Source organism: Phytohabitans maris, from assembly GCF_031085175.1.
GTDB classification, from domain to species: Bacteria; Actinomycetota; Actinomycetes; order Mycobacteriales; family Micromonosporaceae; genus Phytohabitans; species Phytohabitans maris.
The window spans coordinates 24825-46501 of the sequence record NZ_JAVHUY010000004.1 but is presented as its reverse complement, the minus strand read 5'-3'; the positions used below and the strand labels follow the sequence as shown (position 1 = coordinate 46501).

Sequence of the window (21677 nt, the reverse complement as noted above, 5' to 3'; positions counted from 1 at the left end):
CCGCACCCGACTCCGCGCCCGACCCGCCCACGCCCGACCCACTCGCGCCCGACTCCTCGCCCGCAGCCGACTCTCCGCCCGCGCCTGGCTCTCCGCCCGCAGCCGACTCCCCGCCCGCGCCCGGATCCCCGCCCGCAGCCGGATCCCCAACCGCGCCCGGATCCCCAACCGCAGCCGGATCCCCAACCGCAGCCGGATCCCCGCCCGCACCCGGATCCCCGACCGCAGCCGGCTCGGGGTCGTGCGCCGGCTCGGAGGTGCGGTCCGGACCGCCGGACGGCCCGGCGCCGCCGGCGGGGTCGGGCGTGCCCGCCGAGCCACCGGCCGGCCGGTTGTCGCGGGCGCCGTCCCGGGCCGTGCCGGCACCGCCGGGCCTGGCGCCCCCGCGAGGCCCACCGTCACGAGCGCCGTCCCGACCGGCCGGGGTCGCGGCTGGGCCAGCGGGAGGGCCGCCCGGCCGGGCAGGAGCGCCACCCCGGGCAGCGGGAGCGCCACCCGGGCCAGCGGGGACAGTGACCGGACCAGCGGGAGGGCCGCCCGGGCGGGCAGGAGCACTGCCCGGAGCAGCGGGAGGGCCGGCCGGACCAGGGGGCAGGGCGGCCGGACCAGGGGGCAGGGCGGCCGGGCCAGGGGGCGGGGCGGCCGGGGCGGGGGTGGCGTCGCCGGTGGTGAGCGTGGCGAGGAGGCCGGAGATCAGCGGCAGGCCGGGTGACGGCTCGGCCGCCGCTGGCGGAGGGCTCAGGCCCAGGCCGAGGTCGAGGCCGCCGTCGTCGGCGTGCGCGGGGTCGTCCAGGAGTGAGAGCAGCAGGTAGGCGGCGACCGCCGTGGTGCCGAGCAGCACTGCGCGTACCGCTGCTCGGACTGCCGGCGTGCTGGTCATCAGGCCCGTGTCGCCCTCCGCTGTCGTACGGTCACCGCACGATATCAAGGCATTGACGATATCGCATTCCCCGGTTGGGATGACTTTTTGGAAAAGCGGTCGGGTGAACAGGACGGCGGATTCACGGGCGTAAGGTCGCGGCTTTCCCGCATCGGCGTCACGACGCTCTCGATCTCGTTCTCGAACTCGTCGGCGCCATAGAGAGCCGCCATAGAGAGCATAGAGATCGGTCTTCCGGCGGCCTTTTCAATCAGCGACGGAAAGCCCGCGACCACGCCAATTCGACGAACTCGATCCGATAGTTGGATGATCCGACAATCATGGGGCGGGCCGACAATACGGTGGCGCCGGCCACGAGCGGGCTACTCGCGAAAGCCCTGCCGGAACCGGCGGAAGAAGCCACCCTCGCGGGGCAACGGCGCCGTGGCGGGCGGGGCGGTGGCGCGCTGCCGCGCGATCGGCTGGTCGTAGTCGGTGCGGGCGATCGCGTCGACCACCTCGTGCTCGTCGAAGTTTTCCGAGCCCTCGATGTGCGGCACGAAGCCGACCAGCACGCCGTTGCGCATGACCTGTGCCTCCAGCCCCGCGGTGCCGTCCGTGTCCCACATCGCCTGGCGGCCGTCGCGCAGCGCGACGCGTACGCCGTACTGCGCGACGCCCGCCCGCTCCAGGTGCGCCGGCACGCCGCGGTCGCGGAGCGCGTCGACGACCCGCTGGGCCCTGCTCTCGTCCATGCCGCGACGGTAGCGCCGCGGGCTGAAAGGCGACTGAAAGTCAGCTGTGCAGATGCGTGGCGGGGCGCGCCAGCAGCCCGCCGAGGAGCGCGCCCAGCGCGGCGCAGAGCACGACGAGCCCGGTCCACATCTCGACCGGCCAGCGGACCCCCTCGGCCAGGTGCAGCCCCAGCAGGTGGCCGCTCCAGACGGTGGCGGCGAAGACCGCGCCGGCGATCGGCATGCGCAGCGGGGCGGCGGTGCCGCGGGTGGCGTCGAGCCGTTCCAGGACGAGGTCGGCGACGGCGGCACCGGCCAGCGCGCCGAGCGCCCCCGCGACCAGCACGCTCGGAAACTCCAGCATGACCAGCGTGAAGAGCGCCACGCCACCGACCACCGCGGCCGCCGCGCCGGGCGTCGCCCGCCGCCGGTGAGCCATCAGCACGGGTATCCCGACCAGCAGCGTCGTCACCAGGTACGCGTCGACGCCCTGCACGGCGAGCACGTGCTCGATCCGGCCGAGGTTGCGCCCGTCCATCGCCTCGTACGGCATCGTGGGGCGGGACATCGTGAACGCGATCGAGTGGCTCAGCAGGATCGTCGCGCCCATCGCGGTCAGCGCCAGCGAGGCGACGCCCGTGCCGGCGCGCAGGCCGCCACCCGCGCCCGCCGCCCACCAGGAGCGCAGCGGGCTGCTCAGCATCAGCAGCGCGCCGATGTCGAGGAGCATGTGGCTGGGGCTGAACGCCGCGTTGAGCCCCACCTCCACGCCGAGCGTCTCGTGCCACACCATGTCGGCGAGGCCGCCGAAGAGGAAGAGCAGCACGCCGGCGGCGCCCACCCGGTAGCCGCTGGGCCAGGCGTCGCGCCACCAGTACGGGTGGTCGGCCCGCCGCCGGTACGCGAGGAAGAAGATCCAGGCGCCGGTGGCGGCGAACCCGAAGTAGAGCAGCGCGTGCCACGGCGTGAAGAACCCCTCGATCGTGTCGAGGATGTTGCTGTGCGCCCACCCGTCGGACATCGCGCCGCCGACCAGGCAGGCACCGAGGAGCACGGTGACCAGGTCTTCGCGCGGCGTGGCCGGCGCGGTGGCGCGGCCGGTGCGGGTGGGAGTGTCGGACAGCGACGTGGACATGACGGACCACCTCCCCAGGAGACGGTCCATATCCTCCCAAGAGCCCCGGGTTGATCGCCAGGCGTCAATCGCCTGGACGACAGGTCAATGACCCGGCGCGATCGGCCACTCCTCGAACCAGGCGCACCGGCCGCCGGCCGCGAAGCGCACGATCCACAGGTCACGCCACTGCTCGTCGAGCGGCGGCCCGTAGCGCACCTCGACCCGTACCACGGCCGTGTCGCCGTCGACGGCCACGACGTCGCGGCTCATGTCGAACGCCTCGTCCGGCCCGGCCCGCTCCGCCTCCCACATCCGCGCGATCGCGGGCAGGCCGACGACCGGCTCGCGGTAGGGCCCCTGGAGGTAGCTGGCGTCGTCGGTGAAGATCTCGGCGAGCGCCGCGGTGCCGGGCGAGTGCCACGCCCGCTCGTACGCGTCGACCCAGCTCAGCACGTCAGATCGGTCCACGCCCTCATCCTCGCAGGAACGCCAGGATCGTGCCGCGCAACGCGGCGGCCGCGTGGGTGGGGGTGGACTCGCGGCGCTCGGCGACGGCGACGGTGCGCTGGATGCCGGGCGGGGCGAGCGGCGTGGAGTGCAGCCCGGGCCGCCCCGCGACCACCATGCTCGGCACCACCGCCACGCCCAGCCCCGCCGCCACGAAGCTGAGCACCGCGTCCATCTCACCGCCCTCGACCGCGAACGCCGGCTCGAAGCCCGCGGCGTGACAGGCGTGGAGGGTCGCGTCGCGAACGTCGTACCCCCTGCGGAACATCACCAGGGGTCGGTCCCGCAGCTCCGTGATCGGCATGCCCCCGGCATAGGCCGGGAGGGGTGAGGCCGAGGCGACGACGAGGTCTTCGCGGAGGATCGGCTCGGCCCGCAGGGCCGGGTCGATGCCGTGCGGCGGCAGGATGACCAGCGCGAGGTCGAGGTTGCCCTCGGTGAGGTGGCGGACCAGGTCCTGCGAGCCGCTCTCCTCCACGTGCAGGTCGATGCCGGGGTGGGCGGCGCGGAAGCGGGGCAGCACCCGCGCGACGAGGCTGGTGGAGAGGCTGGGCGTGGCGCCGAGCCGCACCCGGCCGCGGCGCAGCCCGACGAGCTCCTGCACCTCGCGGCGGGCGGTCTCGATGTCGGCCAGGACGCGCCGCGCGATCGGCAGCAGCGCGGCGCCGGCCGGGGTGAGCGTGACGGTGCCGCGGGCGCGGTCGAGCAGCGGGGCGCCGATGTCCCGCTCCAGGCTGTGGATCTGCTTGCTCAGCGTGGGCTGCGCCACGCCGAGGCCGGCCGCCGCGCGTGTGAAGTGGCGCTCATCGGCGACGGCCACGAAGTACCTGAGCTGCTGGAGCCGCACTCGCCATAGTCTACAGCTATCGAGACTGTATCGACGATGCATTGGACGAATAGGTCTTCCGGCCCTAGCGTCGGTGCCGTGGTCACAGCTAGTGCGGTCCGGTCGACCGTCGGGCAGAAGATGCTCATGGCGGTGAGCGGCATCGTGCTGGTGCTGTTCCTGGTGGCGCACATGGCCGGCAACCTCAAGGTGTTCGTGGGCGCCGAGTCGTTCGACCACTACGCGCACTGGCTGCGCACGATCGGCGCGCCGCTGCTGCCCGACTCGGGATACCTGTGGATCCAGCGGACCGTGCTCACCGCGGCGCTGGTCGCCCACGTCTGGGCGGCGACCTCCCTCGCGCTGCGGGCCCGCGCCGCGCGCCCGGTGCGGTACGCGCACCGCCGCCCGGTCCAGGGCAGCTACGCCGCGCGGACCATGCGGTGGGGCGGCGTGATCATCCTGCTCTTCGCCGTCTTCCACGTGCTGGACCTCACCACCGGCCACCTCAACCCGGTCGGCGACCGCGCGCACCCCTACGCGAACGTGGTGGCCGACTTCGCGCCGGAACGGTGGTACGTGACGCTCTTCTACACGCTGGCCGTGCTCGCCGTGGGGCTGCATCTGTGGCACGGGGTGTTCAGCGCGGTTCGCACGCTGGGGCAGCGCACGGCCGTGGGCGAGCGGCGGGCGCGGCTGGCGGCGTCGGCGGTCGCGGTGGGGTTGTGCGCCGGTTACCTGTCCGTTCCGTTCGCGGTGATGTCGGGGTTGGTGGGTTGATGTCGTCGTCTCCGGAGGCCGCGCGCCGCGCGGCCGCACGCCCGGCGGAGGTGGGCGGCGCGGCTGTCCTCTCCGCGCAGGTGGCCGTGCCCGGCGCGGACGCCGCGTCGGGCGCGGACGGCTCCGGTGCCGGCGTGGCGTGGGCGGTCGGCGCGCCGATCGCGGACATCCGGGCGCCGGGCGGCCCGATCGAGACCCGGTGGGACCGGCGGCGGTTCGAGGCGCGGCTGGTCAACCCGGCCAACCGCCGCCGCCTCACGGTCATCGTCGTGGGCACCGGACTGGCCGGCGCGTCGGCCGCGGCGACGCTCGGCGAGGCCGGGTACCGGGTGAAGTCGTACTGCTTCCAGGACAGCCCGCGCCGCGCCCACTCGATCGCCGCGCAGGGCGGCATCAACGCGGCCAAGAACTACCGCAACGACGGCGACTCGGTGCACCGCCTCTTCTACGACACCGTCAAGGGCGGCGACTTCCGCTCCCGCGAGTCCAATGTGCACCGTCTCGCCCAGGTCTCCGTCGAGATCATCGACCAGTGCGTCGCGCAGGGGGTGCCGTTCGCGCGGGAGTACGGCGGGCTGCTCGACAACCGCTCCTTCGGCGGCGCGCAGGTCTCCCGCACGTTCTACGCCCGCGGGCAGACCGGGCAGCAGCTGCTGCTCGGCGCGTACCAGGCGCTCGAACGGCAGGTCGCCGCCGGCACGGTACAGGCGTTCACCCGGCACGAGATGCTCGACCTCGTCGTGGCGGACGGGCGGGCCCGCGGCATCGTGGTGCGCGACCTGGTCACCGGCGAGGTCAGCGTCGAGACCGCGGACGCGGTGGTGCTCGCCACCGGCGGCTACGGCAACGTCTTCTTCCTCTCCACCAACGCCAAGGGCTGCAACGTCACCGCCACCTGGCGCGCGCACCGCCGGGGCGCGCTCTTCGCCAACCCCTGCTTCACCCAGATCCACCCCACGTGTATCCCGCAGTCCGGTCCGCACCAGTCGAAGCTCACGCTGATGAGCGAGTCGCTGCGCAACGACGGCCGGGTCTGGGTGCCGCTGCGGGCCGGCGACGGCCGCGCGCCGGGCGACATCCCCGAGGCGGAACGCGACTACTACCTCGAGCGCGTGTACCCGGCCTTCGGCAACCTGGTCCCCCGCGACATCGCCTCCCGCGCCGCCAAGAACGTCTGCGACGAGGGCCGCGGCGTGGGGCCCGGCGGGCTCGGGGTGTACCTGGACTTCGCGGACGCGATCGCCCGGCTCGGGCGGCCGGCGGTCGAGGAGCGGTACGGGAACCTGTTCGAGATGTACCAGCGGATCACCGGCGAGGACCCGTACGAGGTGCCGATGCGGATCTACCCCGCCGTGCACTACACGATGGGTGGCCTCTGGGTCGACTACGACCTGCGGTCGACGATCCCCGGCCTCTTCGTGATCGGCGAGGCGAACTTCTCCGACCACGGCGCCAACCGCCTCGGTGCCTCCGCGCTCATGCAGGGCCTGGCGGACGGCTACTTCGTGCTCCCCAACACGATCAACGACTACCTCGCGGGCGGGCCGTTCCCCGCGCTCGACGCCGCCAACCCGGCCGTCTCCTCGGCGCTCTCCGACGTCACCGGCCGCATCTCCCGGTTGCTCTCGGTGGACGGCGACCGCACCGTCGACTCCTTCCACCGCGAGCTGGGCCGGATCATGTGGGAACACTGCGGAATGGAACGCACCGACGCCGGCCTCCGCAAGGCCGTCGGCGAGATCCGGTCGCTGCGGGAGGAGTTCTGGTCCCGGGTACGGGTGCCGTCGTCGGGCGCCGGCCTCAACCAGTCCCTGGAACGCGCGGGGCGGGTGGCCGACTTCCTCGAGCTGGCCGAGCTGATGTGCGTGGACGCGCTGCACCGCACCGAGTCGTGCGGCGGCCACTTCCGCGCGGAGAGCCAGACCCCGGACGGCGAGGCGCTCCGCGACGACGAGCGGTTCTCCTACGTCGCCGCCTGGGAGTGGACCGGCGGGGTGCCGGTGCTGCACCGCGAGCCCCTGGAGTTCGAGTACGTCACGCCCAGCCAGCGGAGCTACAAGTGAACCTGACCCTGCGCATCTGGCGGCAGGCCGGTCCCGACGTCCGCGGCCGCATGGTCGCGTACCAGGTCACCGGCGTCTCCCCGGACATGTCCTTCCTGGAGGTGCTCGACATGCTGAACGAGCGCCTCACGCTGGAGGGCGCCGACCCGGTCGCGTTCGACCACGACTGCCGCGAGGGCATCTGCGGCGCCTGCGGCGTGGTCGTCAACGGCGTCCCGCACGGCCCGCAGAAGGCGACCACCACCTGCCAGCTCCACATGCGACACTTTCGCGACGGCGACACGATCGACGTCGAGCCGTGGCGCGCCCGGGCGTTTCCGGTCGTGAAGGACCTGGTCGTCGACCGCGGCGCGCTGGACCGGGTGATCCAGGCCGGCGGCTACGTGAGCGCCCCGACCGGCAGCGCCCCCGACGCCCACGCGCTCCCCGTCCCCAAGGCGGACGCCGACGCCGCCTTCGAGGCCGCGACCTGCATCGGCTGCGGCGCGTGCGTGGCCGCCTGCCCCAACGGCTCCGCGATGCTCTTCACCGCCGCGAAGGTGACGCACCTCGGCCTGCTCCCCCAAGGCCAGCCGGAACGCCAGTCGCGCGTCCTGGACATGGTGGCCGCGCAGGACGAGGCCGGCTTCGGCGGCTGCACCAACACCGGCGAGTGCACCGCGGTCTGCCCGAAGGGCATCCCGCTGGAGACGATCGGCCAGCTCAACCGCGACTACCTCCAGGCGTCGCGCCGCCCCGCCCGCTCCCGCTCGTAGCGCCCGCCCCGCTCCTTGGGCAAGCGCGCCGCGTCCTGAGCCGCTTCGGCTCCGTCGCCGCCCGCTCCTCACCATCTCAACCCCGGATACCCCCATCACGAAATGTTAGTTCCCTGGCGAGCCCATCAGATTTCATGATGTAGGCATGTATGAGCTGGACCCGGACGAGGCCGCGATCGTCGACGTCGTCAAGGACTTCGTCGACCAGGCGGTGAGGCCGGTCGCGCGGGACCTCGAACACGCCAACACCTACCCGGAGAAGCTCATCGACCAGATGAAGCACCTGGGGATCTTCGGCCTGGCCATACCCGGGCCCTGGGGCGACGCGCGGGTCTCCGTGCCCTGCTACGCCGCCGTCACCGAAGAGCTGGCCCGCGGCTGGATGAGCCTGGCCGGGGCGATGGGCGGCCACACCGTCGTGGCCAAGCTGCTGCTGGAGCACGGCACCGACGAACAGAAAGACCGCTACCTGCCCAGGATGGCCACCGGCGAGATCCGGGCCACGATGGCGTTGACCGAGCCCGGCGGGGGCTCCGACCTGCAGGCGATGCGCACCACCGCACGCCGCGACGGCGACGACTACGTCGTCAACGGCTCGAAGACCTGGATCACCAACGCCCGCCACTCGCGCCTGGTCGCGCTGCTGTGCCGCACCGATCCGGCGGCCCGGCCCGCGCACCGCGGCATCAGCATCCTGCTCGTCGAGCCGGGGCCCGGCTTCGCCGTCTCCCGCGACCTGCCCAAGCTCGGGTACAAGGGCGTGGAGAGCTGCGAGCTGTCCTTCGACGACTTCCGGGTCCCCGCCACCGCGCTGCTCGGACGGCAGGAAGGGCGCGGCTTCGCCCAGATGATGCGCGGCCTGGAGATCGGCCGCATCCAGGTCGCCAGCCGCGCGCTCGGCGTCGGCCGGGCCGCGCTGGAGGACTCGCTGCGCTACGCCCAGGAACGGGAGAGCTTCGGCCAGCCGATCTGGAAACACCAGTCCATCAGCAACTACCTCGCCGACATGGCGACCAGCCTCAGCGCCGCCCGGCAGTTGGTCATCCACGCCGCCCGCCGCTACGAGTCGGGCCGACGCTGCGACCTCGAGGCCGGCATGGCCAAGCTGTTCGCCTCGGAGACCGCGATGAAGATCGCCCTCGACGCGGTACGGATCCACGGCGGCTACGGCTACTCCACCGAGTTCGACGTCGAACGGTACTTCCGCGACGCACCACTCATGATCGTCGGCGAAGGCACCAACGAGATCCAGCGCAACGTGATCACCCGGGAACTGATCAAGCGATACCCGGTGCGCTCGTGACCACCTACCGCCCCTCCGCCTCCTGGCTCTTCGTCCCCGGCGACCGGCCGGAGCGGTTCGACAAGGCCGCGTGCAGCGGCGCACACGAGATCATCATCGACCTCGAAGACAGCGTCGGGCCCGAGCGCAAACGGATCGCTCGCGACCACGCCGCGACCTGGCTCACCAGCGGCTGCACCGGTTGGGTACGGGTCAACCCGGTCGGCAGCCCCTGGCACGACGCCGACCTCGCCGCTCTCGCGGCCTGCCCGGGGCTGCGCGGCGTCATGGTGCCCAAGAGCCAGGGCCCGGCCACGCTCACCCGGGTCGCCGACAGCCTGCCCCGCCACATCGGGATCGTCCCGCTCGTGGAGACCGCGCTCGGCGTCCACAACGCCGCCGCGATCGCCGCCTGTCCCGCGGTCACGGTCCTGGCGTTCGGGTCCATCGACTACGCCCTGGACATCGACGCGGACGAGACCGACCAGGCCCTGCTGTACGCCCGCGGCGCCCTCGTCGTCGCCTCCCGCGCGGCGGGCCTGCCGGCCCCGATCGACGGCGTGACGGTGCGGACCACGGACACCGCCGCCGTCCGGGACGCCGCGGCGCGCGCCCGCGGCCTCGGCTTCGGCGGCAAACTCTGCGTCCACCCCGCCCAGATCGAGGCGGTCAACGCCGCGTTCACACCGAGCCGTACGGACGTCGAGTGGGCGCGCACCCTGCTCGCCAACGCGGCCACCCGCCGCGACCACCACGCGTTCCGGATGGACGGCGAGATGGTCGACGAGCCGGTCCTGGCCCGCGCCCGCCGGATCCTCGACCGCGCCGGGCGCCTGACCTGAGCGGGACGCTCACGACGACAACCGCTTCCGGTCCCACGTCCGAGGGCCGTTCCCGCGCCGCTGGAGCAGGTACTTGGTGACCCGCTGCGTCGCGGTCATGGGCATCTCGTCGATCAGCTCGAAGTACCGCGGCACCATGTAGGCCGGCATCCGCGCGGCGAGGTTTCGCGCCATCGTCTCGAAGTCGATGCCGCCGGCGCCCGGCGCGGCGACGACGTACACCTTCACCTCGACGCCGACGTCGTCGTGGGCCTCGACGCCGACGCAGGCCGCCGACGCCACCCCGGGTTCGAGCAGGACCTCGCGTTCGACCTCGAAGCTGGAGATGTTCTCACCCCGGCGCCGGATCGTGTCGCGGTCCCGGCCGACCCAGAAGTACTCGCCGCCGGCGTCGCGGCGAAACAGGTCGCCGGTGTGAAACCAGCCTCCCGCCCACGCCTTGGCGTTCGCCTCCGGGTCCTTCAGGTAGTGGCCGTGCCGCATGGCCGGGTGCGCGGGGCGGATCAGCAACTCCCCGACCTCGCCCGCGGGGACCTCCACGCCGTCGCCGTCCACGAGCTTGTACTCGCCGTACCCGGGTCGCTCCCGGCCGGCGGAGCCGGGCGTGGGGAGTCCACTGTGGTCACCGGTGCCGATCGGGCCGCCGGTCTCGGTGCTGCCGAACGAGGTCAGGATCCGCGCGACGCCGAACCGCGCCAGGAACCGGTCCAGGTCCGGTGGGAGCGGCGCGGCGACCATGACCCGCAGGCGGTGGTCGCGGTCGTCCGGCGTCTCCGGCGTGGCGAGCAGCTTCGCCGCCATCGAGCCGACCAGGAAGCCGGCCGTCACGCCGAGCTCGCGTGCGATCGCGAAGTAGCGGGACAGGGACGGGCGGCGGCGCAGGACGGCGACCGTACCGGAGCGCAGGCACCCGGCCGTCACGCCGAGGCCGGCGGTGTGAAACAGCGGGAGGTCGACCAGGAACCGGTCGTCCGCGGTGAGGTTGCCGTCGCGGACGTACGCGCCGGTGGTGGAGGCCTGCAGGACCGTGGACGACCACAGCTTGGACGGGCCGGTCGTACCGGAGGTCATCAGGACCACCTCCGGGTCGGAGAGCGCGATCGCGCGCCGCAGGGGCGGCTCGTCGGCCGGCCCCTCGCGCAGGGCGGCCGGGTCGAGCGTCCGATGTGGAGCGAGCTCGTCCGCCACGGCGGCGACCTGGTCGGGCGTCGAGACGACGAGGTTCGGCTCCGCCACGCTCAGCGGATGGGTGAGCATCCGCCCTTTGAGCGCCGGGTTGATCGGCATGACGGCGGCGCCCAGGCAGCGCGTGCCCCACCAGGCCCGGAGGAAGTCGGGCCCGTTGGCGAGCATGACGCCCACGCGGTCGCCCTGGCGCACTCCGTGCGCGGCCAGGACGTTCGCGGCCCGGTACGCCTCCTCGCGCACCCTCGCGCCGGTCCAGGTCTCGCCGTCCTCGAACTCGACGGCGGGACGGTCGGGGTGTTCGACCGCGTTCGCCTCGATGACGGTACGGAGCACGGCGCGGTCAGGGTCGAGCCACACGGCAGCCTCCAGCGGGTCGGTACACGGCCGCGGCCCCGCGGGCCGGGGCGCGCTCCAGCAGCCGCCGGTCGACCAGCATCTCCAGGTGGGCGGCGGTCTCGGTCGAGGAGGCGCCGCAGGGAGTCGAGGTAGCCGGCGAGGGCCGAGCGCACGGGGGCGGACTCGAACCCGATCGACGGGGTGACGTGCGGGAGTACGTGGTCGCCGGTGAAGTACAGGCCCCGCTCCCGGTCGTGGAAGACGAGGTGGGTGGGCCAGCGTGTAGTGGTCGGGATGGACGTGCGTGACCAGGACGCGGCGCACCGCGTCCACACCGCCGCCGATCCCGCGCAGGGCCTCGTCCAGCGTGTCGACGCCGACCTCGCTCGCGTCGCCGGCGTCGACCAGATCGACCGCGCCGTCCCGGTCGCTCAGCACGTACACGTTGACCGCGTGCAGCTCCCGGACCCCCGACCGGCATGGGGAGCCGGACGACACCGTCGCCGACCTCCTCCGGGCCGTCCCGGTACCAGGACCGATGATCCACCGTGGCGGTCATGCGGTCAGTACGTCCCGCCGAGCCGGCGGTGGTCCCAGCTGCGCAGCCGCGTGGGTTCGATGAAGACCGCGACCCGCTTGGCGGCGTGCCGCGCGATGTCGATCTCCGGCGTGCCGTCGCGTGACCCGCTCATCGCGGCGTGCCTGGCCCGCATCCGCGTCGTTATGTCGATCACCGTGGCGGTGTCGCGGACGATCTCGGTGCCGCCGGTGACCATCACGCCCTGGATCTCGTTGTAGGGCCACGGGATCTCGACCAGCAGGGTCGCGCTTGCGGCGCGCTCGATGTTGCGGACCTTCTGCGCCGCCGCGAACGAGGTGAAGACGATCCGGCGACCGGCCACGAGGTACCCGACGTTCACCAGGTGCGGTGTGCCGTCCGGTCCGACCGTGCCGAGCACACCGAGGCGCTGCGACTCCAGGAACGCGTACACCTGGTCGTCCGGCATCCGGATCTGGTCCCGCCGCGACATCAGCGGGAGATCCGCTCGAACATGCCCGCCGACCGGAACGAACGCGCCATCGCGCTGGCGAGGTAGTGGTGCGGGTACGGGAGCGGCACCTCACTCGCCTCGTCGAGCCGGGCCACCTGCTCCGGTGTCAGCTGGAGGTCGACCGCGGCGATGTTCTCGGCCAGCTGGGTCGCGTTCGTCGCGCCGAGGATGGGTACGACGTGGACGGGGCGGTGGCGCAGCCAGGCCAGTGCCAGCCGCGCGGCGCTCACGTCGAGCGTCCTGGCCAGCCGGACGAGCTCCTCGACGGCCGGCCCGGATCTGGTGCCGTGCGGGTCGGCCCAGGCGAGCCGCGGCGAGTTCCACATCTCGGTGGTCAGCCGCGAGCCCCGGCCTCCGCCGCCGGCGTACTTGCCGGTCAGCAGGCCGTTCTTCAGCGGCGACCAGGCCAGGATGGAAAGGCCCTGGTCCTGGGCCATCGGCAGGTACTCGGCCTCGGCGCTGCGCCCGAGCAGGTTGTACTCGATCTGCAGGCCGACGTAGCGGCTCCAGCCGCGCAGCTCGGCGATCGTGTTGGACTTGGCGACCACCCAGGCCGGGGTGTTGGAGACGCCGGCGTAGAGCACCTTGCCGGCGCGGACCAGGTCATCGAGGCCGCGCATGACCTCGTCCACCGGGGTCAGCAGGTCCCAGGAGTGGACGACGTACAGGTCGACGTAGTCGGTGCCGAGGCGGCGCAGGCTCGCTTCGACGGACTGCGCCATGTTCTTGCGCTGGTTGCCGCCGGCGTTGGCGTCGCCGTCGCGCGGGGCGGAGTTGGTGTACTTCGTGGCGATCACCACCTGCTCGCGGTGACCGGCGACGAGCTGGCCGACGATCCGTTCGCTCTCCCCGCCGGCGTACTGGTTGGCGGTGTCCAGGTAGTTGCCGCCGGCCGCCCGGTATACCTCGTAGAGCTCGCGGGCGACCCGGGCGGTGACGCCCCACCCGCTGGTCGCCCCGAACGTCATGGTCCCCAGGCCGAAGTCGGAGACCCGCAGCCCGCTACGGCCCAGCAGGCGGTAGTTCATCGTGGCCATGCACGCCCTCCTAGTGGTCGCACAAGGGTACCGACTATCAGTATTGGAAGACAGTAGTAGCATCGTTGGCGTGATGCTTCCCCCGGCGACCGGCGGCCCGGCCGCCGCCTGGCTCGACGCGCCGGCGCAGACCGTCCTCGTCGAGGGCTGCGAGATCCACTACCGGCGGATCGGCCCTCCGGCCGGCGAGCCGATCCTGCTGATCCACGGCGGGGCCGCGCACGCCGGCTGGTGGCTGCACGTCGCGCCGGCGCTGGCCCGCCGGCACGAGGTCGTCGTGGTCGAGCTGTCCGGGCACGGCGACTCCGGCCACCGCGACGCGTACCGGCCCGAGCTCTGGGCGCGGGAGGTGACCGCCGTGCTCGAAGCCGCCGGCGGGCGCGCCGCCACGGTCGCCGGGCACAGCATGGGCGGCCTGGTCGGGTTCTACGCCGCGGCGCTGGCACCGGAGCTGACCCGGCGGTTGCTGCTCGTCGACAGCGTGATCAGGCGCGGCGCGCCGCCACCCCCGCCCAGCACCGAGGTGAGGTACTACGCCAGCCTGGAGGAAGGGCTGGCCAACTTCCGGTTGCGGCCGCGGGCGACGCTCGCCGACGCCGCCACGCTCGCGGCCGTCGCGCGGGCCGGCCTGCGCCAGACCCCGGCCGGCTGGCGCTGGAAGTTCGACCCGCGGACCTTCCGGCGCTTCACCCGCGAGGGGATCGAGGACGCGGCCCGGCGGGTCAAGGCGCCGATCGGTCTGCTGTACGGCGGCCGCAGCGAGCTGGCCAGCGCGGCCGCCGCCGACCGCCTCGCGGACGTGGTGGGCCGCCCGGTGGCGCGGGTGGAGATCCCCGGCGCCCACCATCACGTACCGCTCGACGCGCCGGCGGCGACAGTACGGGCGATCGAGCACCTGGTGACCACATTGGACGGCGGCGACGAGGAGAACCCGTGACCGAGACGACCCCGGCCCTGTCAGGTCTTCGCGTGCTCGACGCCACGACCGGGATCGCCGGTCCGGTCGCCACGATGCTCCTGGGCGACCTCGGCGGCCAGGTGATCCGCGTCGAGGGCGGCTGGCCGGACAGCGGCACGCACCTGCCGGGGGCGGTGATGTGGCACCGCAACAAGACGATCGTGCCGGCGGCGCAAGGGCTCGTCGCCACCGCGGACCTCGTGGTCACCAGCCACCCGGAGGTGGCCGCCGCGCTCGGCGTACCGGTCGACCGCGAGCCGCCCGCCGGCCTCGTCCACCTGCACCTGCCACCGCTTCGCCCCGACGCCACGCTCGACCCACTGGCCCAGGACCGGCTGGCCCAGGCGGAGTACGGCATCGCCCGCCGGCAGACCTCGTTCAGCGGCGGGCCGGTCGACGGCATCTACCCGTTCTGCAGCTACCTGCAGGGCGCCTGGGGGGCGACGGCGGCGATCGCCGCCCTGACCGAACGGGTCCGCACCGGCCTCGGCCAGACCGTGACCGTCGACGCCCTCCACGGCGCGATGGTCGCCGCGACCACGACGATGTTCGCCGACCCGGCGGTCACGCTCCCCTCCACCACGGTCGGGCCGGGCGGGCCCAACCCGGCGTTCGGCACCTACCGCTGCGCCGACGGCGCCTGGCTCTTCCTCGGCGCGCTCGGGATCAAGTACCAGGACATCGCCTTCGAACTGCTCGGCACGACCGACATCACCGCGGACCCGGAGATCGCCGCCAACCGGGAGCTGATCTACGCGCCGGACCGGCGGGACCGGGTCCGGGCCCGGATCGCCGAGGGGTTCCGGCGCAAGGCCCGCGCCGAGTGGCTCGCGGAGTTCGCCGCGGCCGGCTGCCCGGCGAGCGCGGTGGCCGACCGGGACGCGTGGCTCGACCACCCGCAGGTCGCCGCGCTCGGCCAACGCGTCGAGCTGGACGACCCCGTGGTCGGCCCGGCGGTCATGGGCGGCGTACCGGTCGAGCTCTCCGGCGATCCCCGCCCGGCACTGTCGCCCCGCCGCTTCGCCGGCACCGCGGGTTGGGCGGACGACCGGCCGGCGCACGCCGCCGCGGCGACCGCCGGCCAGCCGCGGGCGGGCGGCGGTCCGCTCGCCGGTGTCCGCGTGCTCGACCTCGGCACCGTCCTCGCCGGGCCCTACGCCGGCATGCTGCTGGCCGCCCTCGGCGCGGACGTGGTCAAGGTCGAGACGCTCAAGGGCGACGAGTTCCGGGTCCGCGGCTACATGATCAACCGGGGTCAGCGCGGACTCTCCATCGACCTGCGCAACCCTGGCGGGCTGGCCGCGTTCCGCCGACTCGTCTCGGCCAGCGACGTCGTACTCGACAACTTCCGGCCCGGAGTGCGCGGGCGGCTGGGCATCGACCACGAGACGCTCCGCGCCGACAACCCGGACCTCGTCTCCACCTCGATCACCGGCTACGGCGGCACCGGTCCGCTCGGCGACCATCCCGGATACGACCCGGTGGTCCAGGCGATGTCAGGGATCATGAAAGCGCAGGGCGGAGACGCGGAGCCGGTGTTCTCGACGGTGGCGGTCAACGACGTGACCGTCGCCTGCCTCGCCGCGCTGGGCACCTGCGCCGCCCTGTACCAGCGGGCCACGGGGCGCGGCGGTCAGAGCGTGCACGCGTCGCTTGCCGTCTCGGCCACGTTCATGCAGAGCAACGAGCTGGTCCGGTACGAAGGCCGGGTACCCGCGGAGACCGGCGGCCGCGACCACCCGGGACCGTCGGCGCTGTCCCGGTACTACGCCTGCGCCGACGGCTGGGTCCGCCTCCACCTGCCCTCCGCCGGCGTCGCGGTGCGCGCCGGCCTCGCCAGCGCCGGCACCGGCCACGACGGCCTGGCCCAGGCTGTCGGCGCGGCCCTCGCGGACCTGCCGAGCGAAAAGATCGTCGAGCTCGTCGAGGCCGCGGGCGGCACCGCCGCCCCGGCCCGGGACAACAAGGGGCTGCTCTTCGACCCCGCCGTCCTGGCGGACGGACACGTGACGAGGTACGTCTGGCCGGACGGAAACCAGAGCTACCTGCCGCATCGCTACGCGGTCTTCAGCCGGCACCCGGAGCGCCCGGTCCTGACCACTCCGGGCCTCGGCGAGCACAGCCGCCAGGTCCTCGCCGAGGCGGGCCTGGCGAGCGCGACCGTCGACGACCTGATCGCGGCCGGCGTCGTCTTCCAGGGCGAGCCGCTGCACTCGGTGGCGGGCACCGGCTACCGCTGATCCGCCCCCACCGACTCCGCCCCGATCGACTCCGCTCCGACCGACGCCCGAAACTCGCGGACCTGGTCGGCGGTCGGCAGCGCGATGAGCTCGACCTGGTTGCCGTCCGGATCCTCGCAGAGGAAGAGCGTGACCGGCCCGTAGTTCTTCACGATGGTCGTCGTCGGCTCGGAGTAGACCTCGGCGCCGAGGTCGACCAACCGCCGGTGGATCGCACCGATGTGCTCCGGGGCCACCGGGAACGACAGCACGCCGATACCGATGTCGCCGGGACGCTTCGGCTTTCCCGCGTCCGACTCGGGCAGGTCCCACTTGACCAGCTCGATCTGCCCCACGCGCGACGGTCCCTGGACGAATACCGACAGCCCCGTCGTCCCCTCCGGCAGCCGCATCAGCCGCCAGGTCAGGTCGCTCACCGGCTTTTCCAGCGTCTTGCGCATCCCCAGCCCGTCGACGTAGAAGCGGAGGGACGCGTCGAGGTCGCGCACCCCGATGGCGACGTGGTTGAGCTCCTTGACCGCTGCTTCACTCACTCGGGTCTCCCGTTCCGGTCGTCGTTTGTGCTGGTCGTCGTTTGTGCTGGTCGTCGTTTGTGCTCGTCGTCGTTTGTGCTCGTCGTCGTTTGTGCTCGTCGTCGTTGTGCTGGTCGGCGGCCGCCGTCGCGCGAAGCAGAGCGGCCAAGAGCGGTTCAGAGCGGAAAACCCTCGGCCTTGAACGCGCCGTCCCGCCAGTTCAGGGCGGTCTTGAGACCCTCGGCCGCGGCCATCCGCTGAAACTCGCCGCCGCCCGGACGGAAGCCGCGGCTCAGCACGTACCAGGGCACGCTGCCTTGCAGGGCGGCACGGAAGCCCATCGCCTCGTACGACTGGTTCAGGGTCGCCTTGTTGGCCGCGAGCATCGCCGGGTGGATCTTCGCCATCGGGCGCAGCTCGCGCATGACCTGCTCGTCCAGTTCGCCGGCGGGAAAGCTCTTCGCGATCCACCCGATCTGCTCGGCCCGCGCGCCGGTGATCGAGTTTCCGGTCAGCTGCAGGTACTTGGCCTGGGCCATCGACATCTTCCACGGGAAGTACTCGATGTCGGGGGTGGCCTGGGCCCGGGTGGGCGGGTACCCGATGATCGCGTCCTCGGCGGCGAAGACGATGTCGCACATCGACATCAGCTCGGAACCGCCCGCGAGGCAGTAGCCGTGCACCTTGGCCACCACCGGCTTGAGCAGGTCCCAGATCGTCAGCCAGTCGCGCAGGCAGCTGCGCGGGAACTGGCCGGTCCACGACTCGAACAGCGGCGAGTGGTTCCACCCCGCCGGGCGCTCCGGGTGCTCGTCCCCGCCGGCGTAGCTGTTCATGTCGTACCCGGCGCAGAACGCCTCGCCCGCCCCCTGGATGAGGACGACCGTCACGTCGTCGTCGGCCTCGGCCCGCTTGAGGGCGGCCACGACGTCGTTGCGCAGGCCGGGGCTGAGCGCGTTGCGCTTCTCCGGCCGGTTGAGCGTGATGGTGGCGATCCGCTCCTCCACCGCGTACAGGATGTTCTCGAACTCCACTCGGGTTCCTCTCACTCGCTCGCCTCGCCCGCTGGCCCGACGATCGCTCGCTCGCCTCGCCCGACGATCACTCGCTCGCCCGGACGATCGCGGCCGTGTCCGGCGCGCCCAGCATCCGGCGCCGGCGCTCCTTGATCCGCCAGGCGCCGTCGACCTTGACGACGTGCCACTCGTTGATCGACGCGCTCACCAGTCTGATCCGGGGACCGTCCTGGTGGAGGATGAACGAGTACCCGGTCGCGACGGCGGTCGCACCGTCGACCCGGATCGCGAGGTTGTTTCCCTGCGCGTGCATGCTGCGCCCGTAGAAGCCGTCCCCGTGCGCGGCCGTGCGTACGGCGAGGAACTCCCGCATCGTGTCGATGCCCTCCCAGCGGATCACCTCGTACGGCTCCGGCTCGGCGCCGGACGAGACGTCCATGACGCAGTCCGCGGTGAAGAGGGCGAGGTAGTCGTCGTCCAGGCAGGCGTCGGCGTAGTGGCCGTACCGGGCCAGAAGCTCGCGGATCGCCTTGTCGTCCTCCAGCGCGGCCAGCCGGCTCTCCAGCGCGGCGATCCGGCCGACGGCGTCCTCGAGTGCCTGCTCCGTGCTCACATCAACACGATAGCAACACGCATGCTGTCCCCAGAAGGAGCCTGGCCAGGATACCTGACCAGCGTTACAGTCATCATTACAGGACAACAAAGGGCGAGGGGATCCCGGGCCGATGACCACGACACTTCCAGACCTCGACGCGCGCCCGAACGACCAGGCCGGGGAGCCGGCGAAACTCGGCATCATCGACTGCGACGTACACCCGCTGAAGCTGCGCGAGCACCACCAGCGGGGCGCCGGCGTGCTGTCGTACCTGCCCGAGAGGTGGCGCCGCCACGCGCTGGAGGTGGGCGTCGCCCGGGGCGGCTTCGCCGGCGGCGACCGCCCGCGCCCGCGCGAGTTCGGGCAGCGCTGGGACACCGAGACGCCGAGCGGCGGCCCGCCCGGCAGCGACCCGGCCTTCGCGGCGGAGCAGCTGCTGGACCGGTACGAGATCAGCGGCGCGCTCCTCAACGACCTCGGCGCGTTCAGCTCGGCGGGGATGAAGGGCCAGCCGGCCGGTTTCGCGGCCGCCTACTGCCGCGCCCTCAACGAGCACCGCCGCGACAACTGGCTGGCCCAGGACCCGCGCTGGTACGCCTCGATCAACCTGCCGTACGAGCTGCCCGAGCTCGCGGTGCGGGAGATCGAGTTCTGCATGGAGGAGATGGGCGAGTACAACGGCCGCTTCAAACAGATCATGCTGGCCCCCGACAACCTGCGCCCGCCGGGCCACCCCAGCTACTGGCCGATCTACGAGGCCTGCGAGCACTACGACATCCCGGTCACCTTCCACGTGATGACGGCCAACCGGGTCACCCCGTCCGGCGGCCCCAACTACTACTTCGAAGAGCACACGGACTACGCGGCGTTCAACTTCCCGCTCGTGGCGAGCTACGTCTTCGAGGGGACGCTCGACCGGTTCCCCAGCTTGAAGATCGTCCTGGTCGAGCTGGGCTGGTCCTGGGCGCTGCCGCTGGCCTGGCGCCTCGACGCGGCCCAGCGGGTGCTCGGCGCCGAGGTACCGGACCTGCGCAAGCGCCCGTCGCAGTACCTGCGGGACAACTTCTACTTCACCACCCAGCCGATGGAGGAGCCGGAGGAGAACCGGCACCTCGACGAGGTCTTCGAGGCCTTCTACGAGTCCGGCATGGGCGAGAAGCTGATGTACTCCTCCGACTATCCACATTGGGACTTCGACGAGCCGGCCGCCCTGCCGAGAAACCTCTCCCCGCGGCGGCGCGCCGCGGTGCTCGGCGGCGTCGCCAGCGAGCTGTACGGCATCCCGCTCCTGCCCGGCCAGGGCTACCCGCTGTGAGCGGTCGGAGGTTCGTCGTGGGGCGGGCGTCCGACCTGGCCCCCGGAGAGAAGATGGCCGTCGAGGTCAACGGGCGGTCGATCGCGGTGTTCAATGTGGACGGTCGCTACTACGGGCTGCTCAACAGCTGCCCGCACCGCGGCGCCGACCTGTGCCGCGGCCGGTTCCTGCCGCTCGTGACATCGACGATGCCCGGCCAGTACACGTACGACACCGGCCGCCCGCTGCTCGCCTGCCCCTGGCACGGCTGGGAGTTCGACGTCACCACCGGACAGTCGTACTTCGACCCGGCGGGCACCCGGGGCCGCCCGTACACGGTCGAGGTGGAGAACGGCGCGCTCGTCGCCGAGGAACTGCGCCGCGGCTCGCTGGACCTGACACCCGCGCAGTACGCCCAGGCGACCGCGGCTTCCGGCCGGGCCGGCGAGCGGGTCCCCGGCCCGTACACCGCCGAGACCGTTGCCGTCTGCGTGGAGGACGACTACCTGGTCGTCGACCTCCGGCCGCCCCGCCCGGCACCCCGGTCCGACCGCACCGAGAGGCAGCCCACCGCATGACGACCACCACCGCGGCACCGGCCTGGACCGGGCCCGTCATCGACGTCGACGTGCACGCCAACGTCCCCTCCGCCGAGGCGCTCTTCCCCTACCTCGCCCGGCAGTGGGTCGACTGGTGCACCGAGCGAAACTGGAAGGCGCCCCAGGGGCCCACCGTCCACTACCCGCCGAACTCGCCCCGCGCCTGCCGCCCCGAGTGGCGCCCGGCCGACGGCCGCGTGCCGTCGTCCGATGTGGACCTGCTCCGGGCGCACGTCCTCGACCCCTGGGGCGTCGACCACGCGATCGTCAACTGCTACTACGGCGTCGACAGCATCCGGCAACCCGACTGGCACAACGCGATGGCCAGCGCGGTCAACGACTGGCTCGTCGAACACTGGCTGGAGAAGGACTCCCGGCTCCGCGCGTCGCTCGTCCTGCCGGCCCGCGACCCGGAGTCGATGGTCAAGGAGATCCGGCGCGTCGGCTCCCACCCCGGGTTCGTCCAGGTCCTGCTCCCGGTGCGGACCGACGCCCTCTGGGGCCGCCGCATGTTCTTCCCGGTCTTCGCGGCCATGGCCGAACACGACCTGGTGGCCGGCCTGCACTACGGCGGCACCAACGACGGCGTACCGTCGACCACCGGCTACCCGTCGTACTTCATCGAGGAGTACGCCGCCGAGTGGCAGGCGTTCGGCAGCCAGATCACCAGCATGGTCGCCGAGGGGCTCTTCCAGGCCGTACCCGACCTGCGGGTCGCGGTCCTCGAAGGCGGGTTCCTCTGGCTGCCCGCCTGGGGCTGGCGCATGAACAAGGACTGGAAGGGGCTGCGCCGCGAGGTGCCGTGGCTCGACGAGCCGCCCTTCGACGTCGTGCGCCGCCACTTCCGCTTCTCCACCGCCCCGACCGAGGCCGGGCCGGCGAGCACGCTGGAAAGGTCGCTCGGCTGGCTGCGCACCGAAGAAGCGCTGATGTTCGCGACCGACTACCCCCACGCCCACGACGACGACCTGACCCGGCTGCTGGCGGCGATGCCGGAGACCATGCGCGCCAAGACCATGTCCGAGAACGCCCGCCACTGGTACCGCCTCCCCCGTCGCGGTTGATCAGGGACCTCGTGCGGTGGC

General features: G+C 72.7%; 20 protein-coding genes and 1 pseudogene. 10 read left to right on the top strand and 11 right to left on the bottom strand.

Features of this window, described 5'->3' with window-relative positions; translation table 11 throughout:
* Nucleotides 1-1242: 1242 nt before the first annotated feature.
* The 4 genes from RB614_RS05175 to RB614_RS05160 all read right to left on the bottom strand — a co-directional run bounded on the left by RB614_RS05175 (nt 1243) and on the right by RB614_RS05160 (nt 4106).
* Nucleotides 1243-1614: a hypothetical protein gene (locus RB614_RS05175; RefSeq protein ID WP_308711189.1), complete on the bottom strand. Its 372-nt coding sequence runs from the start codon at nt 1612-1614 to the stop codon at nt 1243-1245.
* A 40-nt stretch (nt 1615-1654) separates the two neighbouring features.
* Nucleotides 1655-2728 carry a hypothetical protein gene (locus tag RB614_RS05170; RefSeq protein WP_308711188.1) on the bottom strand — a complete coding sequence of 358 codons (1074 nt, stop codon included), beginning with the start codon at nt 2726-2728 and terminating at the stop codon, nt 1655-1657.
* Between the two features lie 84 nt (nt 2729-2812).
* Entirely contained in the window at nt 2813-3178 is a 366-nt protein-coding gene (locus RB614_RS05165; protein ID WP_308711187.1) for a YybH family protein, read from the bottom strand.
* Between the two features lie 4 nt (nt 3179-3182).
* Nucleotides 3183-4106 carry a LysR family transcriptional regulator gene (locus RB614_RS05160; protein WP_308711186.1) on the bottom strand — a complete coding sequence of 308 codons (924 nt, stop codon included), beginning with the start codon at nt 4104-4106 and terminating at the stop codon, nt 3183-3185.
* A 36-nt stretch (nt 4107-4142) separates the two neighbouring features.
* On the opposite strand from RB614_RS05160, the gene RB614_RS05155 reads away from it, so the two are divergent.
* The 5 genes from RB614_RS05155 to RB614_RS05135 all read left to right on the top strand — a co-directional run bounded on the left by RB614_RS05155 (nt 4143) and on the right by RB614_RS05135 (nt 9765).
* A complete protein-coding gene (locus RB614_RS05155) occupies nt 4143-4823 on the top strand; it encodes a succinate dehydrogenase cytochrome b subunit (RefSeq protein ID WP_428982923.1) in 681 nt (226 codons plus the stop codon).
* Nucleotides 4823-6886, top strand: coding sequence for a fumarate reductase/succinate dehydrogenase flavoprotein subunit (locus RB614_RS05150; RefSeq protein WP_308711184.1), 2064 nt, complete (start codon nt 4823-4825; stop codon nt 6884-6886). Before RB614_RS05155 ends, RB614_RS05150 begins: the two co-directional genes overlap by 1 nt.
* Nucleotides 6883-7641, top strand: a complete 759-nt coding sequence (locus RB614_RS05145) for a succinate dehydrogenase/fumarate reductase iron-sulfur subunit (RefSeq protein WP_308711183.1) — start codon at nt 6883-6885, stop codon at nt 7639-7641. The genes RB614_RS05150 and RB614_RS05145 overlap by 4 nt, the downstream gene beginning before the upstream one ends.
* 145 nt (nt 7642-7786) lie before the next feature.
* Nucleotides 7787-8944 carry an acyl-CoA dehydrogenase family protein gene (locus RB614_RS05140; protein ID WP_308711182.1) on the top strand — a complete coding sequence of 386 codons (1158 nt, stop codon included), beginning with the start codon at nt 7787-7789 and terminating at the stop codon, nt 8942-8944.
* Nucleotides 8941-9765 carry an HpcH/HpaI aldolase/citrate lyase family protein gene (locus RB614_RS05135; RefSeq protein WP_308711181.1) on the top strand — a complete coding sequence of 275 codons (825 nt, stop codon included), beginning with the start codon at nt 8941-8943 and terminating at the stop codon, nt 9763-9765. The genes RB614_RS05140 and RB614_RS05135 overlap by 4 nt, the downstream gene beginning before the upstream one ends.
* Before the next feature lie 9 nt (nt 9766-9774).
* On the opposite strand, the gene RB614_RS05130 is transcribed toward RB614_RS05135, so the two are convergent.
* The 4 genes and pseudogenes from RB614_RS05130 to RB614_RS05120 all read right to left on the bottom strand — a co-directional run bounded on the left by RB614_RS05130 (nt 9775) and on the right by RB614_RS05120 (nt 13378).
* Nucleotides 9775-11310, bottom strand: coding sequence for an AMP-binding protein (locus tag RB614_RS05130; RefSeq protein WP_308711180.1), 1536 nt, complete (start codon nt 11308-11310; stop codon nt 9775-9777).
* Between the two features lie 264 nt (nt 11311-11574).
* A pseudogene (locus RB614_RS44240) lies at nt 11575-11733 on the bottom strand (MBL fold metallo-hydrolase); the annotation flags it as partial.
* 119 nt (nt 11734-11852) lie between these two features.
* Nucleotides 11853-12320: a pyridoxamine 5'-phosphate oxidase family protein gene (locus RB614_RS05125; RefSeq protein WP_308711179.1), complete on the bottom strand. Its 468-nt coding sequence runs from the start codon at nt 12318-12320 to the stop codon at nt 11853-11855.
* Nucleotides 12320-13378: an aldo/keto reductase gene (locus tag RB614_RS05120; protein WP_308711178.1), complete on the bottom strand. Its 1059-nt coding sequence runs from the start codon at nt 13376-13378 to the stop codon at nt 12320-12322. Before RB614_RS05120 ends, RB614_RS05125 begins: the two co-directional genes overlap by 1 nt.
* Before the next feature lie 73 nt (nt 13379-13451).
* Between RB614_RS05120 and RB614_RS05115 the strand changes: the two genes are divergently transcribed.
* Nucleotides 13452-14315: an alpha/beta fold hydrolase gene (locus RB614_RS05115; protein WP_308711407.1), complete on the top strand. Its 864-nt coding sequence runs from the start codon at nt 13452-13454 to the stop codon at nt 14313-14315.
* Nucleotides 14312-16576, top strand: coding sequence for a CaiB/BaiF CoA-transferase family protein (locus RB614_RS05110; protein WP_308711177.1), 2265 nt, complete (start codon nt 14312-14314; stop codon nt 16574-16576). The genes RB614_RS05115 and RB614_RS05110 overlap by 4 nt, the downstream gene beginning before the upstream one ends.
* On the opposite strand, the gene RB614_RS05105 is transcribed toward RB614_RS05110, so the two are convergent.
* The 3 genes from RB614_RS05105 to RB614_RS05095 form a co-directional block, all read right to left on the bottom strand.
* Nucleotides 16567-17109: a VOC family protein gene (locus tag RB614_RS05105; RefSeq protein WP_308711176.1), complete on the bottom strand. Its 543-nt coding sequence runs from the start codon at nt 17107-17109 to the stop codon at nt 16567-16569. The two genes, RB614_RS05110 and RB614_RS05105, sit on opposite strands and share 10 nt — an antisense overlap.
* A 155-nt stretch (nt 17110-17264) precedes the next feature.
* Complete coding sequence (locus RB614_RS05100; RefSeq protein ID WP_308711175.1) at nt 17265-18122, bottom strand: enoyl-CoA hydratase-related protein; 858 nt, start codon at nt 18120-18122, stop codon at nt 17265-17267.
* Between the two features lie 67 nt (nt 18123-18189).
* Nucleotides 18190-18717: a nuclear transport factor 2 family protein gene (locus tag RB614_RS05095; protein WP_308711174.1), complete on the bottom strand. Its 528-nt coding sequence runs from the start codon at nt 18715-18717 to the stop codon at nt 18190-18192.
* Nucleotides 18718-18829: 112 nt separating this feature from the next.
* On the opposite strand from RB614_RS05095, the gene RB614_RS05090 reads away from it, so the two are divergent.
* The 3 genes from RB614_RS05090 to RB614_RS05080 are packed head-to-tail and all read left to right on the top strand — an operon-like array spanning nt 18830 to nt 21656.
* Nucleotides 18830-20014 (top strand): amidohydrolase family protein, encoded by a 1185-nt coding sequence (locus RB614_RS05090; RefSeq protein ID WP_308711173.1) that lies wholly within the window; start codon nt 18830-18832, stop codon nt 20012-20014.
* Nucleotides 20011-20571, top strand: a complete 561-nt coding sequence (locus RB614_RS05085) for a Rieske (2Fe-2S) protein (protein WP_308711172.1) — start codon at nt 20011-20013, stop codon at nt 20569-20571. Before RB614_RS05090 ends, RB614_RS05085 begins: the two co-directional genes overlap by 4 nt.
* Nucleotides 20568-21656, top strand: a complete 1089-nt coding sequence (locus RB614_RS05080) for an amidohydrolase family protein (RefSeq protein WP_308711171.1) — start codon at nt 20568-20570, stop codon at nt 21654-21656. The genes RB614_RS05085 and RB614_RS05080 overlap by 4 nt, the downstream gene beginning before the upstream one ends.
* Nucleotides 21657-21677 lie beyond the last annotated feature (21 nt).

Excerpts from the sequence above, each read along its gene's own strand:
- RB614_RS05125 (WP_308711179.1), bottom strand. The coding sequence starts at position 12,320 with ATGTCGCGGCGGGACCAGATCCGGATGCCGGACGACCAGGTGTACGCG.
- RB614_RS05090 (WP_308711173.1), top strand. The coding sequence starts at position 18,830 with ATGACCACGACACTTCCAGACCTCGACGCGCGCCCGAACGACCAGGCC.
- RB614_RS05140 (WP_308711182.1), top strand. The coding sequence starts at position 7,787 with ATGTATGAGCTGGACCCGGACGAGGCCGCGATCGTCGACGTCGTCAAG.
- RB614_RS05080 (WP_308711171.1), top strand. The coding sequence starts at position 20,568 with ATGACGACCACCACCGCGGCACCGGCCTGGACCGGGCCCGTCATCGAC.
- RB614_RS05160 (WP_308711186.1), bottom strand. The coding sequence starts at position 4,106 with ATGCATCGTCGATACAGTCTCGATAGCTGTAGACTATGGCGAGTGCGG.
- RB614_RS05115 (WP_308711407.1), top strand. The coding sequence starts at position 13,452 with ATGCTTCCCCCGGCGACCGGCGGCCCGGCCGCCGCCTGGCTCGACGCG.
- RB614_RS05120 (WP_308711178.1), bottom strand. The coding sequence starts at position 13,378 with ATGGCCACGATGAACTACCGCCTGCTGGGCCGTAGCGGGCTGCGGGTC.
- RB614_RS05175 (WP_308711189.1), bottom strand. The coding sequence starts at position 1,614 with ATGGACGAGAGCAGGGCCCAGCGGGTCGTCGACGCGCTCCGCGACCGC.
- RB614_RS05170 (WP_308711188.1), bottom strand. The coding sequence starts at position 2,728 with ATGTCCACGTCGCTGTCCGACACTCCCACCCGCACCGGCCGCGCCACC.
- RB614_RS05150 (WP_308711184.1), top strand. The coding sequence starts at position 4,823 with ATGTCGTCGTCTCCGGAGGCCGCGCGCCGCGCGGCCGCACGCCCGGCG.